11 protein-coding genes are annotated in these 16,679 nt (G+C 68.7%); 10 read left to right on the plus strand and 1 reads right to left on the minus strand.

The features are described from left to right. The first annotated feature begins 130 nt into the window (after positions 1 to 130). The 6 genes from AC1DZA_RS12230 to AC1DZA_RS12255 all read left to right on the plus strand — a co-directional run bounded on the left by AC1DZA_RS12230 (position 131) and on the right by AC1DZA_RS12255 (position 8,919). Positions 131 to 1,516 (plus strand): MFS transporter, encoded by a 1,386-nt coding sequence (locus AC1DZA_RS12230; protein ID WP_476772940.1) that lies wholly within the window; start codon positions 131 to 133, stop codon positions 1,514 to 1,516. Positions 1,517 to 1,570: 54 nt separating this feature from the next. After that, the gene (locus AC1DZA_RS12235) at positions 1,571 to 4,249 is read left to right on the plus strand and encodes a family 78 glycoside hydrolase catalytic domain (RefSeq protein ID WP_476772941.1); all 2,679 of its coding nucleotides are present in this window, start codon (positions 1,571 to 1,573) and stop codon (positions 4,247 to 4,249) included. 72 nt (positions 4,250 to 4,321) lie between these two features. Continuing rightward, positions 4,322 to 5,560 carry a glycoside hydrolase family 1 protein gene (locus AC1DZA_RS12240; RefSeq protein WP_476772942.1) on the plus strand — a complete coding sequence of 413 codons (1,239 nt, stop codon included), beginning with the start codon at positions 4,322 to 4,324 and terminating at the stop codon, positions 5,558 to 5,560. Next, entirely contained in the window at positions 5,557 to 6,384 is an 828-nt protein-coding gene (locus AC1DZA_RS12245) for an SDR family NAD(P)-dependent oxidoreductase (RefSeq protein WP_476772943.1), read from the plus strand. Before AC1DZA_RS12240 ends, AC1DZA_RS12245 begins: the two co-directional genes overlap by 4 nt. Continuing rightward, positions 6,384 to 7,232, plus strand: coding sequence for a sugar phosphate isomerase/epimerase family protein (locus AC1DZA_RS12250; protein ID WP_476772944.1), 849 nt, complete (start codon positions 6,384 to 6,386; stop codon positions 7,230 to 7,232). Before AC1DZA_RS12245 ends, AC1DZA_RS12250 begins: the two co-directional genes overlap by 1 nt. Before the next feature lie 184 nt (positions 7,233 to 7,416). Next, entirely contained in the window at positions 7,417 to 8,919 is a 1,503-nt protein-coding gene (locus tag AC1DZA_RS12255) for an MFS transporter (protein ID WP_476772945.1), read from the plus strand. A 52-nt stretch (positions 8,920 to 8,971) separates the two neighbouring features. Here the strand turns inward: AC1DZA_RS12255 and AC1DZA_RS12260 are convergent, their stop codons facing one another. Beyond that, positions 8,972 to 10,189 (minus strand): helix-turn-helix transcriptional regulator, encoded by a 1,218-nt coding sequence (locus AC1DZA_RS12260; protein WP_476761538.1) that lies wholly within the window; start codon positions 10,187 to 10,189, stop codon positions 8,972 to 8,974. 149 nt (positions 10,190 to 10,338) lie between these two features. Between AC1DZA_RS12260 and AC1DZA_RS12265 the strand changes: the two genes are divergently transcribed. From AC1DZA_RS12265 to manD, 4 genes are read left to right on the plus strand one after another with little or no spacing between them, the layout of a single operon-like run. Then, positions 10,339 to 12,588, plus strand: coding sequence for a glycoside hydrolase family 2 protein (locus AC1DZA_RS12265; protein ID WP_476772946.1), 2,250 nt, complete (start codon positions 10,339 to 10,341; stop codon positions 12,586 to 12,588). Further along, the gene (gene uxaC / locus AC1DZA_RS12270; RefSeq protein ID WP_476762205.1) at positions 12,585 to 13,982 is read left to right on the plus strand and encodes a glucuronate isomerase; all 1,398 of its coding nucleotides are present in this window, start codon (positions 12,585 to 12,587) and stop codon (positions 13,980 to 13,982) included. Before AC1DZA_RS12265 ends, uxaC begins: the two co-directional genes overlap by 4 nt. Next, positions 13,979 to 15,394 carry a mannitol dehydrogenase family protein gene (locus tag AC1DZA_RS12275; RefSeq protein WP_476762206.1) on the plus strand — a complete coding sequence of 472 codons (1,416 nt, stop codon included), beginning with the start codon at positions 13,979 to 13,981 and terminating at the stop codon, positions 15,392 to 15,394. Before uxaC ends, AC1DZA_RS12275 begins: the two co-directional genes overlap by 4 nt. 45 nt (positions 15,395 to 15,439) lie before the next feature. Next, a complete protein-coding gene (gene manD / locus AC1DZA_RS12280; RefSeq protein ID WP_476773035.1) occupies positions 15,440 to 16,678 on the plus strand; it encodes a D-mannonate dehydratase ManD in 1,239 nt (412 codons plus the stop codon). Position 16,679 lies beyond the last annotated feature (1 nt).

Raw genomic sequence — 16,679 nt, forward strand, 5'->3', positions numbered from 1 at the left:
GGACTTGCCAATAGTAACCGATATGGTTACAGTTGCGGTCATGTAACCACGGTGGTTACTTTTGGGTGGTTGCCCAGCTCGATTGCGCGTACGATCGCGTGATCGGATTCACCCCGATAAGGAGTCAACGGTGACGAAGGACCAGCCGAACGCGGAGCAGCTCAGCGCCGCCGGCATCGCAACGAACGTGCCGGTCGGCATCGCCCCCCAGTCCGACCTGGATGCCCCGTTGCGCGAGAGCGCGGGTGGCGCGGGTGGCGCAGTCGGCTCTGACGCCGAACCGACGCAGCCGATGAGCAAGGGATACATCTTCTGGCTCATGCTGGCGAGCTTCGGCGCGTCGATGGCGATGATGGTGCCGTTGTCGTATGGCATCGCGGTTCGGATCACGGAGCTCGCGCCGGGCCATGAAGAGGTCCTCGGGTACATCACGGGCATCGCCCAGGTCGCCTACCTGGTGATCAGCCCGCTCGTCGGCATCTGGAGCGACCGAACCAGGTCGCGATTCGGTCGACGGGCGCCGTTCCTCTTCCTCGGCACCGGCATCGGCCTGGTCGGTCTCGTCATCATCGGTCTCGCACCGAACCTCCTCATCGTCGGCGCCGGCTGGGTCTTCGGCATGGTGGGCTGGTCGATCGCTGGAGCGGCGCTGCAGACGCTGCAGGCCGACAAGCTGCCCGAGCAGCAGCGTGGTCGTGTCTCGGCGCTGACCGGCCTGATGACCCAGATCGCGCCCGTGCTCGGCATCGGCGTCGCCTATGCCGTCTCGTCGAGCACCTTCCTCGTGTTCGTCGTCCCGGGTGTGATCGGCGCCGTGCTGATCGTCCTCTTCCCCCTCGTGAAGCCCGAGGGCAGCTCGAAGGACCTGGCGCCGTCGACGCAGGTCACCGCCACGTCGGTGTTCAAGAGCTACGGCTTCAGCATCCGCAAGTACCCGGATTTCGCGTGGAACTGGCTCGGCCGTTTCATCTTCTTCATCGGCCTGTACTTCAACACCACGTTCGGCACCTTCTTCTACGCACAGCGCCTCGACATGCCGGTTCGCGAAGTCGCCGGCGTGGTCGCCACCGTCGGCTTGGTCGGCGTACTCGCTGCGACGATCGGCGCGCTGGTCGGCGGGTTCCTCTCCGACAAGCTGCAGCGCCGGCGCCTGTTCGTGATGATCGCCGCGGTGCTCTTCGTGGCCGGCGCGGTCCTCGAGGCCACGGCGTGGACGCTCCCGCAGATCATCGCCGGTGCGGTCGTCATGCAGTTGTCGATCGCCGTCTTCGCGACCGTCGACCAGGCGATCGTGTACGCGATCATCCCGGAGCGCAACGAGGCGGGCCGCTACATGGCCGTCATCCAGTTCGCCCAGAAGATCCCGAGCGCGATCGCTCCGATGGTCGCCGGCGTGGTGATCACCCTCGGTGCGGTCGGCGGCGAGAAGAACTACACCCTGCTGTATCTCGCGGGGGGCGTGTTCGCCCTCGTCGGTGGCCTCATCATCCTGCTGAAGGTGAAGTCGATCCGGTAGCGGATCGACTCGCCCGACGCACGACCTGCAGCTTCGAACGGGAATCGAACGACCATGCGCACTGCACCCTACGACCTCGGCGTGGACAGCGGCGGCGACGGACTCTCCGTCACCGGCCCTGCGCCGCGGCTCTCCTGGAAGGACCCGGTGGATCGGGACATCCGCTCTGCCTATCTCGTCGAGGCGGAGATCGACGGTGGTGAGCCGATCCTCGCAGTGGCGACCGGGCGGCGCCTGGTGCGGTGGCCGTTCGGTGCGCTCGGCAGCGGGCAACGGGTGCGGTGGCGCGTGCGCGCTGCCGGGCCCGACGCGCACTGGTCGGAGTGGACGGCCTTCGAATCGGGCCTGCTGGACGCCGACTGGTCGGCGTCGTGGATCTCGCCGGTCGAGCCGGCACTCGGCTCGGATGATGATGCCGGATACGGGAAGCGGCCGGCGCACGTGCTCGCCGGAACCTTCGACGTCGACGGCGACGTCGTCAGTGCGCGGCTGTACAGCACCGCACTCGGCGTCTACACGGCGAGCGTGAACGGCGAACGTGCCGGCACGAGCGAGCTCGCGCCAGGTTCGACGTCGTACGACCGGACGCTCTACGCGCAGGCCGCCGACGTGACGGAGTCGCTGCGCACGGGGAAGAACCGGATCGAGATCATCCTCTCCGACGGTTGGTATCGCGGGCAGGTCGGCGCGTTCCGGTTGCCCGCCGGATGGGGGACGACCCTCGGCGCCCGGGTGGAACTGCACCTCGAGTTCGCCGACGGCACCCGGCAGGTCGTTCGGAGCGATGCGAGCTGGACGAGCGCCCGCTCGGCGATCACCAGGGCCGACCTGATGGACGGGCAGACGCTCGACCTCTCCGCGCCCGCGGCCGACGCCGTGCCGGTGCTGGTCGACGTCGTGGACGCGCCCGCCATCGACTGGTCGCCCGCACCGCCGGTCCGCGTCATCGAGACCCGGACCCCGCAGGAGCTTCGGCGGCTCCCGGGCGGGGCGTGGATCGCGGACTTCGGCCAGAACGCCTCCGGATGGATCCGACTGCGTGACCTCGGCCTGCCGGGAGCCCGCACCGTCATCGAGTACGGCGAGGCCCTCGATCGTGACGGAGACGTCAGCACCTCCCACCTGGATTCGGAACGACCTGGCGAGGCGCCAATCGTCTTCGTCCAGCGCGACGAGGTCATCGCGGGGGAGGCCGGCAGCGTCTTCGAGCCACGGCACACCGTGCACGGGTTCCGATACGCCCGGATCACCCGCACCGACTGCGAGCCCGTCGATGCCGGTTCGGTCGAGATGCGGAACGTCCACACCGACCTCGCGCGCACCGGCACGTTCACGTGCAGCGACGACGAGCTCAACCGCCTGCACGACCTCGCCGACTGGAGCTTCCGCAGCAACGCCGTCGACGTCCCAACCGACTGCCCGACCCGCGAGCGGCTGGCCTGGACCGGCGACTACCAGGTCTTCGCTCCCACCGCGACGCGCCTCTACGACGTGCACGGCTTCAGCCGCAAGTGGCTGCGCTCGGTGCGCGACGACCAACTCGACGACGGTCGCATCGCGAACTTCTCGCCCGACGGTCGACGCATCAAGCGTCACCTCGACGACCAGTTCGCGATGATGACCGGTTCCTCCGGATGGGGTGACGCGATCGTCGCCGTCCCCTGGGAGCTGTACGTCGCCTACGGGGACGAGCAGGTGCTCGCCGAGAACGTCGACGCGATGGTCCGTTGGGTCGAGTGGGCGCTCGAGCAGGCGCGCACGACTCGCCACCACGCCCGCGTGCAGGCCACGCTCGAACCGGAGCCATTCGAGCAATACCTCTGGGACGGTACGTTCCACTGGGGTGAATGGACGGAGCCCAAGCAGCGCGACGCCGACGGCACCCGCATCGACCCGATCAAGCACGACCCGATGGCCTGGTTCATGGCCGACAAGGGCGAGGTCGGCACCGCCTACCTGCACCGGTCGACCGCGACCCTCGCGCGAATCGCCGAGATCCTCGGCCGCGCGAGTGAGGCCCGCAGATACGCGGCAATCGCGGACCGGGTCGCCGACGCCTGGCGCCAGGCCTACCTGCGCGCCGACGGCACCACCTCGATCGACACCCAGGCCTCCTACGTCCGCGCCCTCGCATTCGGGCTCATCCCGGAAGACCTCCGCGAACGGTCGATCGACCGCCTCGTCGAACTGATCCGTGATGCCGGCACCCACGTCGGCACCGGCTTCCTCGCGACCGGCGACCTGCTCCCGGTGCTCGCCGACGGCGGCCGGGCGGATGTCGCGTACGAGCTCCTGCAGCAGCGCACCGCGCCGTCGTGGCGATACATGCTCGACCGCGGCGCCACCACGATCTGGGAGGACTGGGAGGGCATCGACGAGCACGGGGACGCCCACGAATCCCTGAACCACTACAGCAAGGGCGCGGCCATGCGCTTCCTGCACACCCACACGCTCGGGCTCCGCCAGGAGGACGACTCGATCGCGTGGGAGCGGGTCGTCATCGCGCCCGTTCCCGGGGGCGGCGTCACCTGGGCTCGCGGTACGCACGAGGGCCCCCAAGGATCGATCACCGTCGACTGGCGCATCGATGGCGAACGAATGCACCTGACCGCCGAGATTCCCTCGGGCACCACGTCCCGCGTGATCATGCCCGACGGCACCGAGTACCGGATCGGCGCCGGGCGGTTCGAGGCATCCGCGGCCGTTCCCACCGCGGTACCGGCACCGGCGTGAACAGAGCCGCGACATCCGCCGCGGCATCCGACTCCAGCACGTGAACCACACCACGAACGAGAGGACCACCTCATGACCACCTTCCCCGACGGATTCCTCTGGGGCGCCGCGACCGCCGGCCACCAGATCGAGGGCAACAACGTCAACAGCGACTGGTGGGCGCGCGAACAGATGATGCCCGGAATGGAGCTCTCCGGCGACGCCGTCGACAGCTACCATCGCTACCGCGAGGACATCCGGCTGCTCGCCGACGCCGGGCTCACGTCGTATCGGTTCAGCCTGGAGTGGTCGCGGATCGAACCGGTCCGCGGGTACTTCTCGAAAGCGGAGCTCGCGCACTACCGCCGGATGATCGAGTTCTGTCTCGAGCTCGGCGTGACGCCGGTCGTGACGCTGCAGCACTTCACCACTCCGCAGTGGTTCGCCGCGCTCGGCGGCTGGGACGGCCCCGAAGCCCAGGACCTGTTCTGCGCCTATGTCGAGCAGGCCTGCACGATCCTCGACGGCGTCGAGTGGGTCGCGACCATGAACGAGCCGAACATGCAGGCCGCGATCATGACCGCGATGCGCCACCTCGCGGCATCCGGCGGTGAGTGGACCAGTCCCACGGTCGAGGCCGATGGCGACCACGAGAAGAAGCAGACCCACAGCGAGTTCCTCACGTACGCCGACCCCGAGATCGGTCGCATGTTCACCCGTGTCCACCACGCAGCGCGAGCGATCGTCCGCGCACGCACCGGCGCCAAGGTCGGCTGGACGATCGCCGCCGGCGCACTCACCGCGGCGCCGGGGGGCGAGGAGAAGCTCCTGCAGATCCGCTCCGGCAAGGAGGACGTGTACTGGGAGGGCAGCCGCGGGGACGACTTCGTGGGCGTGCAGGCCTATTCGAGCCAGCAGGTCGACGCGAACGGCCTCGTGCCGCACCCGCCCGCACCCGACAACACGCTCGTCGGGACTTCGTTCCGGCCGGACTCGCTGGCGATGGCCGTGCGCCACGCGTGGGAGGTCAGCGAGCACACCCCGATCCTGATCACCGAGAACGGCATCGCGACCGCCGACGACGCGCAGCGCATCCGCTACACCGCTGAAGCCCTGCAGGGGCTGCTCGGCACCATCGCCGACGGGATCGACGTGCGCGGCTACCTGCACTGGTCGCTGCTCGACAACTTCGAGTGGGGCCACTGGGAGCCGACGTTCGGGCTGATCGCGGTCGACCGCGACACCTTCGTCCGCTCGCCGAAGCCGAGCCTCGCCTGGCTCGGCGAGGTCGCACGACGCAACGCGCTCGAGTCGGCGGAGGTGGCGGCATGACCGGGGCATTCGCCGACGTCTCCGCGGTCGCGATCGCGGATCTCCTCTCACTCCACGGACGCCGGGCGGTCGTCACGGGCGGTGCGCAGGGCCTCGGCCGTGCCATCGCCGGCCGCCTCGCGGAGGCGGGCGCTCAGGTCGCGATCGCCGATCTCGGCCTCGAGGCCGCGGAGTCCGCCGCAACCGGCATCGCCGAGGCGCGCGGCGCCGACGTCATCGGCGTGCGGATGGACGTCGCCGACTCGGCATCGGTCGAGGCCGCGGCGACGAAGGTCGTGGATGCGTTCGGCGGCATCGACATCTGGGTGAACAACGCCGGCGTCTTCCCGAGCGCATCGGTGCTCGACATGAGCGACGAGCAGTGGGACCACGTGTTCGCCGTGAACACCCGCGGCGTCCGCAACGGCGCCCGTGAAGCGGCCCGCCGCATGGTCGAGGGCGGCGTCATCGTGAACGTCATCTCCACGGCCGGGTTCCGCGGCACCGCACCCGGGCTCGCGGCATACGTCGGCTCGAAGCACGCCGTCCGCGGCATGACGAAGCAGATGGCGCTCGAGCTCGCGCCCGGGGGCATCCGCGTGCTCGGCGTGGCGCCCACGTTCGTGCCCACCGAGGGCAACATGGCCGCTGCTGCAGCCGCCCTCGCCGCGATGGGCGACGCCGGCATCGACGCCTCGAACTTGCCCTCCGCCATGTCGCAGAGCCTGATCGGGCGCGTCGGCACCCCCGACGACATCGCCCGCGTGGTCCTCTTCGCCGCGAGCGACCTCGCCACCATCATGACCGGCAGCACCCTGCTCGCCGACGCCGGCGAGACCATCTGATGACGAGGGCGACCGCGGCGCCGATCGCGGTCCAGCTCTACTCGCTCCGCCACGATCTCGGAGACGTCGACGCGACATTCCGTCGGCTGGCAGAGGCCGGGGCGCAGGCGATCGAACCCTTCTCCGTCTACGACCGGCCCGCCGAGCTGGCAGCCGCTGCCGCGGCGAACGGCCTCGATATCCTGACCGCGCACGCGCCGCTGCTCTTGGACACCTTGCCGTTCGCCGGCCGAGACGTGCCGATTCCACCCGTGGCCGCCGCGTTCGCGGCGGCGCGGGCGCTCGGCGCCGGCATCCTGATCGACCCGATGGTCTCCGCCGACCGCTGGCGAACCGCCGACGACATCGCCCGGACCGCCGACCGGATGAACTCGATCGTCGAGATGGCCGACGCAGAGGGGCTCGTCGTCGGCTATCACAACCACTCGTTAGAATTCCATCACCTCGTCGATGACCTGACCGCGTACGAGCACTTCGTCTCGCTGCTCGACGCGCGCGTCGCGCTCGAGCTCGACGTCTACTGGGCCGCGGCGGCGGGGCAGGACGTGCTGGCGCTCGTCGAGCGGCTCGGCTCGCGCGTGAAAGCGCTGCACCTCAAGGACGCCGCGGTTGCGGTCGACGTCTTCGCCGCCGGTGGCGACGACGACCCTGCGTCCCTCACGCAGTGCGCACTCGGTTCGGGCAGCCTCGCGAACGACGCGGCCCTCGCGGCCGCACCGGACGCGTGCATCCCGGTCGTCGAGTTCGACCACGTCGAGGGCGACGTCTTCGAAGCCATCACCGCGTCGATCGAGCACCTGAAAGCGACCGCACCGCACGGGACGGCTGCGGCTCGGACGAGCGCGTGACCTCGCGCATCGCCTGCAATCCGCTGTCTCGCGCCCGCAGGTTCCGCCGGTTCTCTTCTATGTCCGCCCTGCGACTTCTATCGGGCGGGCTGCTCGTCTTCCTACTCTTGCCTTCGGCTCATCAGGACGCCGACGGAACGAGCCGTCGGTCGACCGAGCGGATTCTCGAAGGAGCGAACACGCAATGGCGCGTAACCCGAAGCAGACGGCCAGCGAGGCGGACGGCGTCACCTACCGTCGCGCCAAGACGTGGGAGATCGCCCTCTCCCAGATGAACAACGGCTCGGCGATGATCTTCTACGTCCTCGTCGGCCTCATGAGCTACCTGCAGAACGCCGGCTACGGCATCGCGGTCGCCGCGGCGGGGCTCATCCTCACACTCACTCGCGTCTTCGACGGACTGATCGACCCGCTGCTCGCGCTGATCATCGAGAAGGTCGACTTCCGGTTCGGCAAGCTGCGCTTCTTCATGCTCGGTGGTTGGGCGATCCGATCCCTTGCGATCCTGCTGCTCTTCGTCTGGGCCCCCGACAGTGGGTTCGGCGCCGTGTTCTTCATCGCGATCTACGTCGTCTACATCATCGGATCCTCGATGAACGACATCGCCGGGCAGATGACCGGACCGGTGCTCACCAACGACCCTCGGCAGCGGCCGTCCGTGCAGGTGTGGGCCACCGTCTACGCGTACTTCGTGCCCGCGATCTTCTCGATCCTCTCGACGGTGGTCTTCCTGCCGCGCCACGGCAACCAGTTCACGGTCGAGATGCTGAGCGAGACCGCGCTCACCTACGTGGCCTGCTCGCTGGTGTTCCAGATCCTCGCCTGCGTCGGCGTCTCCCGCATCGACAAGCCCGAGAACTTCGCCCACGTCTCGGTCGACCGCGCCAAGGCCGACGTCTCGATGCGCGACATGTGGAACCTGCTGACCAAGAACGGGCCGTTCCAGCGCTTCCTGATCAGCGGCGCCTCCGACAAGCTGGCCCAGGTGGTGAAGTCGCAGGCCGTCATCGGGACGCTCATGTGGGGCATCCTGCTCGGCAACATGCAGCTCGGATCGGTGCTCGGCCTCGTCGCGATCCTCCCGGGAATCGTGTTCGCGATCTTCGGTTCGCGCTACACCGGCAAGCACGGCTCGAAGGCCGCCACCATCACGTGGACCTGGCTCTGCCTGATCCTCGCCGTGATGCTGACCGTGTTCTGCCTGGTGGTCGACATGGGCTCCATCCTCGGCAACCTGGGGCTCACGATCGGGTTCTTCCTCGTCTACCTGCTGCTGAACGGCACCTCGATGGTGGTCACCGTCGCGCAGGGCGCCATGCGGGCCGACGTCATCGACTACGAGCTCGACCGCTCAGGAAAGTTCCTGCCGGCCACGGTCACGGCGACGTACAACATCGTCGACCAGATCATCTCGTCGCTCGGGGCGGCGCTCGCCCTCGGCGCCGTCGCGCTGATCGGGTTCACGACGGTGATGCCCCAGCCCACTGACAGCCCGTCAACCGCGATCCTGCTGATGAGCCTCGCGTTGTTCTTCGGCCTGCCGATCCTCGGCTGGGCGATCTCGCTGATCGCCATGCGCGGCTACAAGCTCGACCGAACCGAGATGATCGAGGTGCAGAAGCGCGTCGCCGAGAAGAAGGAAGCGCTGCAGGCAGCGCACATTGAAACCGAGGGCGTGCTCGCCTGACGAGCGGCGATCTCGAGGGCCGCGGATCGCAGATCCGCGGCCCTCGGACGCGTCAAGTCGTGTGAGCCTCGCGATAGGCGGTCGGCGTCATGCCGTGCGCCTCTCGGAACACCTTCACGAAGTAGTTCGCGTCGTCGTAGCCGACGAACAGCGCGATATCGCGCACGCTCTGCGTCGTCGTGGCGAGCAGTCGGGCCGCGCGCTCGGCCCGCTGCTGGGCTGTGTACGCGACGATGGTCATGCCGGTCGCCGACTTGAAGTGGCGCGCGAGCGTGGAGGCGGATACTCCGAGCCGGTCCGCGAGCTCGGTCGTCGAGACGTGGCGGCTGAGGTGGAGGTCGATCTCGTCGGCGACGCGACGCACCAGCGGCGGATACTCGCGCTGGTTGTGACGTCGGACGTACCGGCAGAACTCCGTGACCATCTGCGCGGTGAACGAGGCGGAACGTTTCTGGTCAGAAGAATGGCCGATGCGGTGCAGCCGTTGCGCATACTCCTGTGAGATCGCATCGACGGTCACCGGCGGCAGCCCGCCGCGCTGCGCCGCGACTCTGGCCATGATCCGCAAGATGGTCGTGCCGAGGAACGGCGTGTTCAGGTAGCTGATCGTCTGCGGCATCCGTCCCATGCGTTGCAAGGCGGAGAGCGCTCGTTCGGATGAGCCCTCCTCGACCGCGTCCATGAACTCCCGTTCGAGTCGGTACCGCTCTTCGATCACGGTGAATGCGGCAGATTGCAGAGCCTCCCCGACCCCGGGGGCGATCGTCCCGCCTTCGGCCTCGACCTCGCGAAGGCTGCCGAGCGCGTCCTCGCCGCCACCTGCGCGAAGCAGACTGGCAGCTCCGCGGTACACGTACTCGGCATCGACGATCGCGTACCTGGTGCGGTAGTGCTTGTAGATCGGGAGGTGGGCACTGGGAATGCCCAACCGGCTCATGGCCTCTTCGGCGACACCCGGATGCATGGGCTCGTGCGTGTACGGGCCGATGACGAGCAGGCGGTCGTCCCAGCGGACGAGTGCGATCGCCATCCCGAGCGGCTCACGGATCTCATGCACGACCTGCCGGTCCATGTCGCGCACGAACCCTCGGAGCACCGACGCAGTGAAGGCAGGTTGGATGCGCGGGTCGAGGCAGTGCGCCGACTCGAACGCGTCGAGTGCCGGTGCGATGTCGGTCGTGAGTTCGATCGGGCAGCTCAGGACCTCGGCCACCGCGGCCGCGATGGGCTCGAGTGCGTCCTGCGGAGGTGCATGCGACGTCATCGTCATCGATGTGCCTCGGTTCGTGTGACCTGCAAGAGTGTGCCGAATCAGTTCTGATCGCGCGTGATCAGTTCTATCATGCGCCCATCCGTGGTTCGTATCGTGGTGGAGCCCAGCCGGCGCGCGCCGGCGAACTCTCGTCGAAGGAGACTCCCATGACGCAGCCCGCTGCCACCGACGCCCGCCGGGCCAGGGCGATCCATGACGGGTGGGCGTACTCGCCCGTCGAACTGCCCGTGGGGTCGAGTTGGGACGAGATCGCGGCTGCGGGTGAGCAGGTCGTGCTGCCGCACACCTGGAACGCGATCGACGGACAGGCCGGCGGCGAGTACCGTCGCGGTCGCTCGACGTATGCACGCGTCATCGAGGCCGACCGGTCGGATGTCGAGACCTGGGTCGAGTTCGCGGGCGTGAACTCGTCGGCCGAGGTGTACCTGGACGGACGCCTCCTCACGACTCACGATGGCGGCTACTCGACCTTCCGCGTGAACCTGACGGATGGGCTCGCGGACGGATCGGGAACGCTCGTCGTGATCGTGGACAACGCGAAGAACGAGCGGGTGTACCCGCAGCAGGCCGACTTCACCTTCTACGGCGGCATCTACCGCGAGGTGCGCCAGATCACCGTCGGGCGGGAACACTTCGACCTCGCCGGCAATGGCGGCCCCGGCCTGATCGTCACCGCCGACCTCGACGGCGACCGCGCCGAGGTCGCGGTCAGCGCGGCGGTGGCCACGACCTCCGGCGGATCTGCGACCGGCGTGCGCTTCACCATCGACGGCGAAGCGACCGTGACCGTGCCTCTCGTCGACGGTGAGGCGAACGCGACGCTCTCGATCGAGCACGTGCACCGCTGGCACGGCCTGCGCGACCCGCACCTCTACACGGCCCGAGCCGAACTCCTTGCCGGCGACGTGGTGCTCGACGAGGTCGAGCTGCGGTTCGGCTGCCGCGAGTTCGAGGTCGACCCGCAGCGCGGCTTCCTGCTGAACGGCGAGGAGTACCCGCTTCGCGGAGTGTCGCGTCATCAGGACTTCGAGGGCATCGGCAACGCGATCACGGAAGAGGTCAAGCAGCAGGATCTCGCGTTGGTCCTGGAGCTCGGTGCAACGACCGTGCGGCTCGCGCACTACCAGCACGACCAGCGCTTCTACGACCTCTGCGACGAGGCGGGTCTGGTCGTGTGGGCGGAGATCCCGCAGATCACCGTCTTCCTCCACGGAGCGACCGCCAACGCTCGCGACCAGCTCACCGAGCTGATCGTGCAGAACCGCCACCACGCGAGCATCATCTCGTGGGGCTTGTCGAACGAGATCACCCTCGCCGGATCGGGCGAGGATGTGCTCGCCGCCCACCGCGAGTTGAACGATCTCGCTCACGCGCTCGATCCGACCCGCCTCACCGCCATGGCGAACCTGTTCCTCCTCGAGACCGACCATCCATTGGTCGGTCTGCCCGACGTCATGTCGTACAACCTCTACTTCGGTTGGTACGTCGGCGAGGTCGCTGACAACGACACCTGGCTCGACGACTTCCACGCGGCATACCCCGAGATCGCGATCGGGCTCGCAGAGTACGGGGCGGATGCGAACGCGCAGTTCCAGTCGGCCGCTCCCGAGAAGGGCGACTACACCGAGGGCTACCAGGCGTTGTACCACGAGCACATGGTCGGCATGATCGAGGCGCGGCCGTGGCTGTGGGCCACACACGTGTGGAACCTCGCGGACTTCGGGTCCGCCGGTCGTGACGAGGGCGGCGCTGCCGGCCGCAACCAGAAGGGGCTCGTCTCGTTCAACCGATCGCTGAAGAAGGACGCCTTCTACGTGTACAAGGCGGCGTGGTCGAGCGAGCCGTTCGTGCATGTCGCGGGTCGTCGTCGCGCCGAACGGGCGGAGGATGTCACCGAGGTGATCGTGTATTCGAACCAGGAGCGGGTCGTGCTGTCGGTCGACGGCGTCGAGGTCGGCGCGGTCGAGGGGCGTCGGAGCTTCCGCTTCCGGGTCCCCCTGACCGGCGAGCACGAGATCACCGCCCGCTCCGGCGATCTTGCCGACACCATCGTGCTCCGCCGGGTGGACGAGGTTCCTGCGGCGAGCGTGATGCCCACGACGTCCATCGCGAACTGGTTCGACGAGGCCGAGCTGCCGAGCCCGGTCGGGTACTTCTCCGTTCGCGACTCGCTCGGCGACATCAAGCAGTCCGAGGACGGTGCCCGCGTGATCGCCTCGGTCCTCGAAGCCGTGTCGACGAGCCGGGGTGAGGTCGGTCATGGCGTCGAGATTCCGCCGGCCATGCAGGCCATCGTCGACCGGATGAGCGTGGAGAAGCTCATCAAGCAGGCCGGTGGCGTGTCCAGCGAGCACGTCGCCGCGTTGAACGCACAGCTCAACCTCATCGCCAAATGACCTCGCCGTCCCGAAATCCCGCCAGGCTGCTGCCGGTCGACCCGACGACGCGTGCGGTCGCGCTCGATCTGTACGAGCGTGTGGCGGGGAGCCCGATCATCTCGCCGCACGGGCATGTGCCGCCGTCGCTGCTGCTCGACAACGAGCCGTATGCGGATCCGGTGGCGTTGCTGGTCACCGGTGACCACTACGTGACCCGCCTCCTGCACGCCGCAGGGGTCGACCTCGCCGACCTGGTCGTGGACGAGGCTGCCGGGCGCGATGCTCGCACGGTGTGGCGCAGGCTCGCGGCGCACTGGCACCGGTTCGCGGGCACGGCGTCGGGGTACTGGATCGAGGAGGAGCTCGACGGGGTCTTCGGTATCACGACGCCGCTCGGCCCCGACACGGCGGATGCGATCTTCGACGAGATCACCGCGACGCTGGTGCGTCCGGAGTTCCGACCGCGCGCACTGTTCGAGCGATTCGGCATCGAGTTCCTCGCGACCACCGACGACCCGCTCGACGACCTGTCCGAGCATGCCGCACTCGCGGCATCCGGCCTCCCCGGGCGAGTGGTTCCGACGTTCCGACCGGACCGGTATCTCGATCCCGACGCGGTCGCGTTCGCGGGCAACGTCGAGAGGCTGCTCGCCGCGACCGGACAACCCGGTGACTTCGCCGGGTACCTCGGCGGGCTCGAAGACCGGCGCGCGCACTTCATCCGGCACGGGGCGGTCTCGACGGATCACGGGGTCGAGGAGTTGTTCACGGTCGACCTCGACCCTGCAGAGGGTGAGCGGCTCTTCCAGGCTGCGGTCGCCGGGAACGCGAGTGCGGGGGAGCGGCGCGCGTTCCGCGGGCACATGCTCGTGCAGATGGCGCGCATGAGCGTCGCTGACGGACTCGTGATGACGATCCACCCGGGTGTGCTCCGCAACCACTCGAGCGCCACGCACGCCCGGTTCGGACCGGACACCGGTCACGACATCCCGGTCGCGACCGAGTTCACGCGCGGCATCCGACCGCTGCTGGAGCGTTACGGCCTGGAGCCTCACTTCCATCTCGTGCTGTTCGCGGTCGACGAGACCACCTACTCCCGTGATCTCGCGCCGCTCGCAGGGTTCTACCGGAGCGTGTACCTGGGTGCACCGTGGTGGTTCCTCGACGCGCCCGACGCGATCGCCCGACACCGCGCCGCCGTGACCGAGACCGCGGGCTTCTACCGCTCGAGCGGGTTCATCGACGACACGCGGGCATTCCTGTCGATCCCGGCACGTCACGACACGGCACGCCGGGTCGACGCCGGGTTCCTCGCGCGTCTGGTCGTCGAGGGCCGGGTGCGCATGGATGCCGCGGAGCGCATCATCGACGACCTGGTCGACGCCATTCCCCGAGAGGTCTTCAAGCTGTGACCGCCGCCACGACAGCTCTCGCCGACGTGCGCCTGTCACGTGCCGCGGCAGGGGTCCCGACTCCGCCGGAGCGGATCGTGCACTTGGGTCTCGGCGCGTTCCATCGCGCGCACCAGGCCTGGTATACGGCGCACGCGGCCGATGCCGACGAGTGGGGGATCGCCGCGTTCACCGGTCGCAGCCGCGACCTCGTCGACCGGCTCGGCCCGCAGGACGGCCTGTACACACTCGTGGAGCGCGCCGCGGACGGCGACCGGTTCGAGCTGATTCCATCGATCGTGCGCGTCGAAGCCGGCGACGACGTGCCCCGGTTCGTCATGGCCGTCGCCGACCCTCAGGTCGCGATCCTCACGCTCACGATCACCGAGGCCGGCTACCGGCTCGCCGCCGACGGTACTCCGGACCTCGAGGATGAGGCCGTCGCATCCGATGTCGAACGGCTTCGGAACGCGTTCACGCGCGACGCCCCCGGCGACACGACAGACGCCGTCCGGCCCGCGACCGCGCTCGGCCGGGTCCTGCTGGGCCTCGACGCCAGGCGCCGCGCCGACGCGGGCCCGATCGCGCTCGTGCCCTGCGACAACCTGCCCGACAACGGCGGGCTCCTGGGACGCGCGCTGGCCGACCTCGCCGGGCGGACATCGCCCGACCTCGCCGCGTGGTTGGGGGCGTCGGTCTCGGTCGTCTCGACCTCGATCGACCGCATCACGCCGGCGATCGACGCCGTAGCCGAGTCGCCCGCCGTCCTCGGGGCCACCGGATGGCTCGACGCAGCGCCGGTCGTGACCGAGCCGTTCTCCGACTGGGTGCTCGCGGGCGACTTCCCCGCCGGCCGCCCGGACTGGGAATCCGCGGGCGCCAGGTTCGTCGAGGAGATCGCCCCGTGGGAGAACCGCAAGCTCTGGATGCTGAACGGCGCCCACACCGTTCTCGCGACCTTCGGCCAGACCCGCGGCCACACCGTCGTCTCGGCCGCGATCGAGGACCCGGCCTGCAGCGACCTCGTCGAAGCGCTCTGGGACGACGACGCCCGGCAGCTGCCCGGGTTCGACCTCGCCGACTACCGGGCCGCGCTCCTCGAACGCTTCCGCAACCCCCGCATCGAGCACCGTCTCGCGCAGATCGCGCAGGACTCGACCACCAAGATGCGGTTGCGCATCGTGCCGGTCGCGCTCGGCCAACTCGCGTCGGGGCAGGAGGCGCCCGGTTGCGCCGCCGCGATCGCCGCGTGGATGCTCGGCGTGCGCGCCGGCTGTGCACCAGTCCCGGACGGCATCGACCAGCCCGCGATCGCCGACCTCGATGCATCCGCCCGGCACACCCTGCTCGCCGCATTGAATGCACGCCTCGCGGATGACGCCGGCTTCGCCGCACACGTCGCCGACGCGGTCACCGCGCTCGAGACATCCTGACCCCGAAAACCCGCTCACCACGATCCACGGAGCAACACCATGAGCATGATCATCGACAAGGCTGAGGTCATCGTCACCAGCCCCGACCGCAACTTCGTCACGCTGAAGCTGACGACAGACGACGGCCTGACCGGCCTCGGCGACGCGACGCTGAACGGGCGCGAGCTCGCGGTCGTCGCGTACCTGACCGAACACGTCGTGCCCCTGCTCATCGGGGCGGATGCCGCGAAGATCGAGGACACGTGGCAGTTCCTCTACCGTTCGGCGTACTGGCGGCGCGGTCCGGTCACCATGGCGGCGATCGCCGCGGTGGACATGGCGCTGTGGGACATCAAGGGCAAGGCCGCGGGAATGCCGGTGTACCAGTTGCTCGGTGGCGCCTCGAGGAACGGGCTGATGGCGTACGGGCACGCGTCCGGCAAGGAACTCCCCGAACTGTTCGACTCCATCCGTTCCCATCAGGAGCAGGGGTATCGCGCCATCCGCGTGCAGACGGGCGTGCCGACGCTGAAGGCGATCTATGGCATCGCTGCGCAAGGCGCCGACGTCGGCGACGCATCCGTGCGATACGACCATGAGCCGGCACGCCGCGGAGCCAAGCCGGTCGAGGAAGACTGGGATACGCGCGCCTATCTGAACCACTTGCCCGGGGTCTTCGAAGCCGTCCGCAACGAGTTCGGTCCGGACGTCCCGCTGCTGCACGACGGGCACCACCGCATGACACCGATCCAGGCCGCGCGCCTCGGAAAGGACCTCGAGCCGTACGACCTGTTCTGGCTCGAGGACTGCACCCCGGCCGAGAACCAGGAGGCCCTGCGCCTCGTACGCCAGCACACCACGACACCTCTCGCGATCGGCGAGATCTTCAACACGGTGTGGGACTTCAAGGACATCATCCGCGACCAGCTCATCGACTACGTGCGTGGCGCGGTCACCCACATGGGCGGCATCTCGCCGCTGAAGAAGACGCTCGATTACGCCGCGATGTACCAGATCAAGTCCGGCATGCACGGCCCGACCGACATCTCCCCGGTCGGCATGGCAGCCGCCATGCACCTCGGGCTGTCGATCCACAACTTCGGTATCCAGGAGTACATGCGCCACGGCGCGAAGACCGACCACGTGTTCGAGCAGTCCTTCACCTGGACCGACGGCTACCTGCACCCAGGTGACAAGCCCGGTCTCGGTGTCGAACTCAACATCGACGAAGCGGGGAAGTACCCGTACGAGCAGGCCTACCTGCCGTACAACCGTCTCCTCGACGGCACCGTTCATGACTGGTGAC

The sequence above is a fragment of the Agromyces sp. P2_B3 genome (genome assembly GCF_056404815.1).

Excerpts from the sequence above, each read along its gene's own strand:
- AC1DZA_RS12235 (WP_476772941.1), top strand. The coding sequence starts at position 1,571 with ATGCGCACTGCACCCTACGACCTCGGCGTGGACAGCGGCGGCGACGGA.
- AC1DZA_RS12240 (WP_476772942.1), top strand. The coding sequence starts at position 4,322 with ATGACCACCTTCCCCGACGGATTCCTCTGGGGCGCCGCGACCGCCGGC.
- AC1DZA_RS12245 (WP_476772943.1), top strand. The coding sequence starts at position 5,557 with ATGACCGGGGCATTCGCCGACGTCTCCGCGGTCGCGATCGCGGATCTC.
- AC1DZA_RS12250 (WP_476772944.1), top strand. The coding sequence starts at position 6,384 with ATGACGAGGGCGACCGCGGCGCCGATCGCGGTCCAGCTCTACTCGCTC.
- AC1DZA_RS12255 (WP_476772945.1), top strand. The coding sequence starts at position 7,417 with ATGGCGCGTAACCCGAAGCAGACGGCCAGCGAGGCGGACGGCGTCACC.
- AC1DZA_RS12260 (WP_476761538.1), bottom strand. The coding sequence starts at position 10,189 with ATGACGATGACGTCGCATGCACCTCCGCAGGACGCACTCGAGCCCATC.
- AC1DZA_RS12265 (WP_476772946.1), top strand. The coding sequence starts at position 10,339 with ATGACGCAGCCCGCTGCCACCGACGCCCGCCGGGCCAGGGCGATCCAT.
- uxaC (WP_476762205.1), top strand. The coding sequence starts at position 12,585 with ATGACCTCGCCGTCCCGAAATCCCGCCAGGCTGCTGCCGGTCGACCCG.
- manD (WP_476773035.1), top strand. The coding sequence starts at position 15,440 with ATGATCATCGACAAGGCTGAGGTCATCGTCACCAGCCCCGACCGCAAC.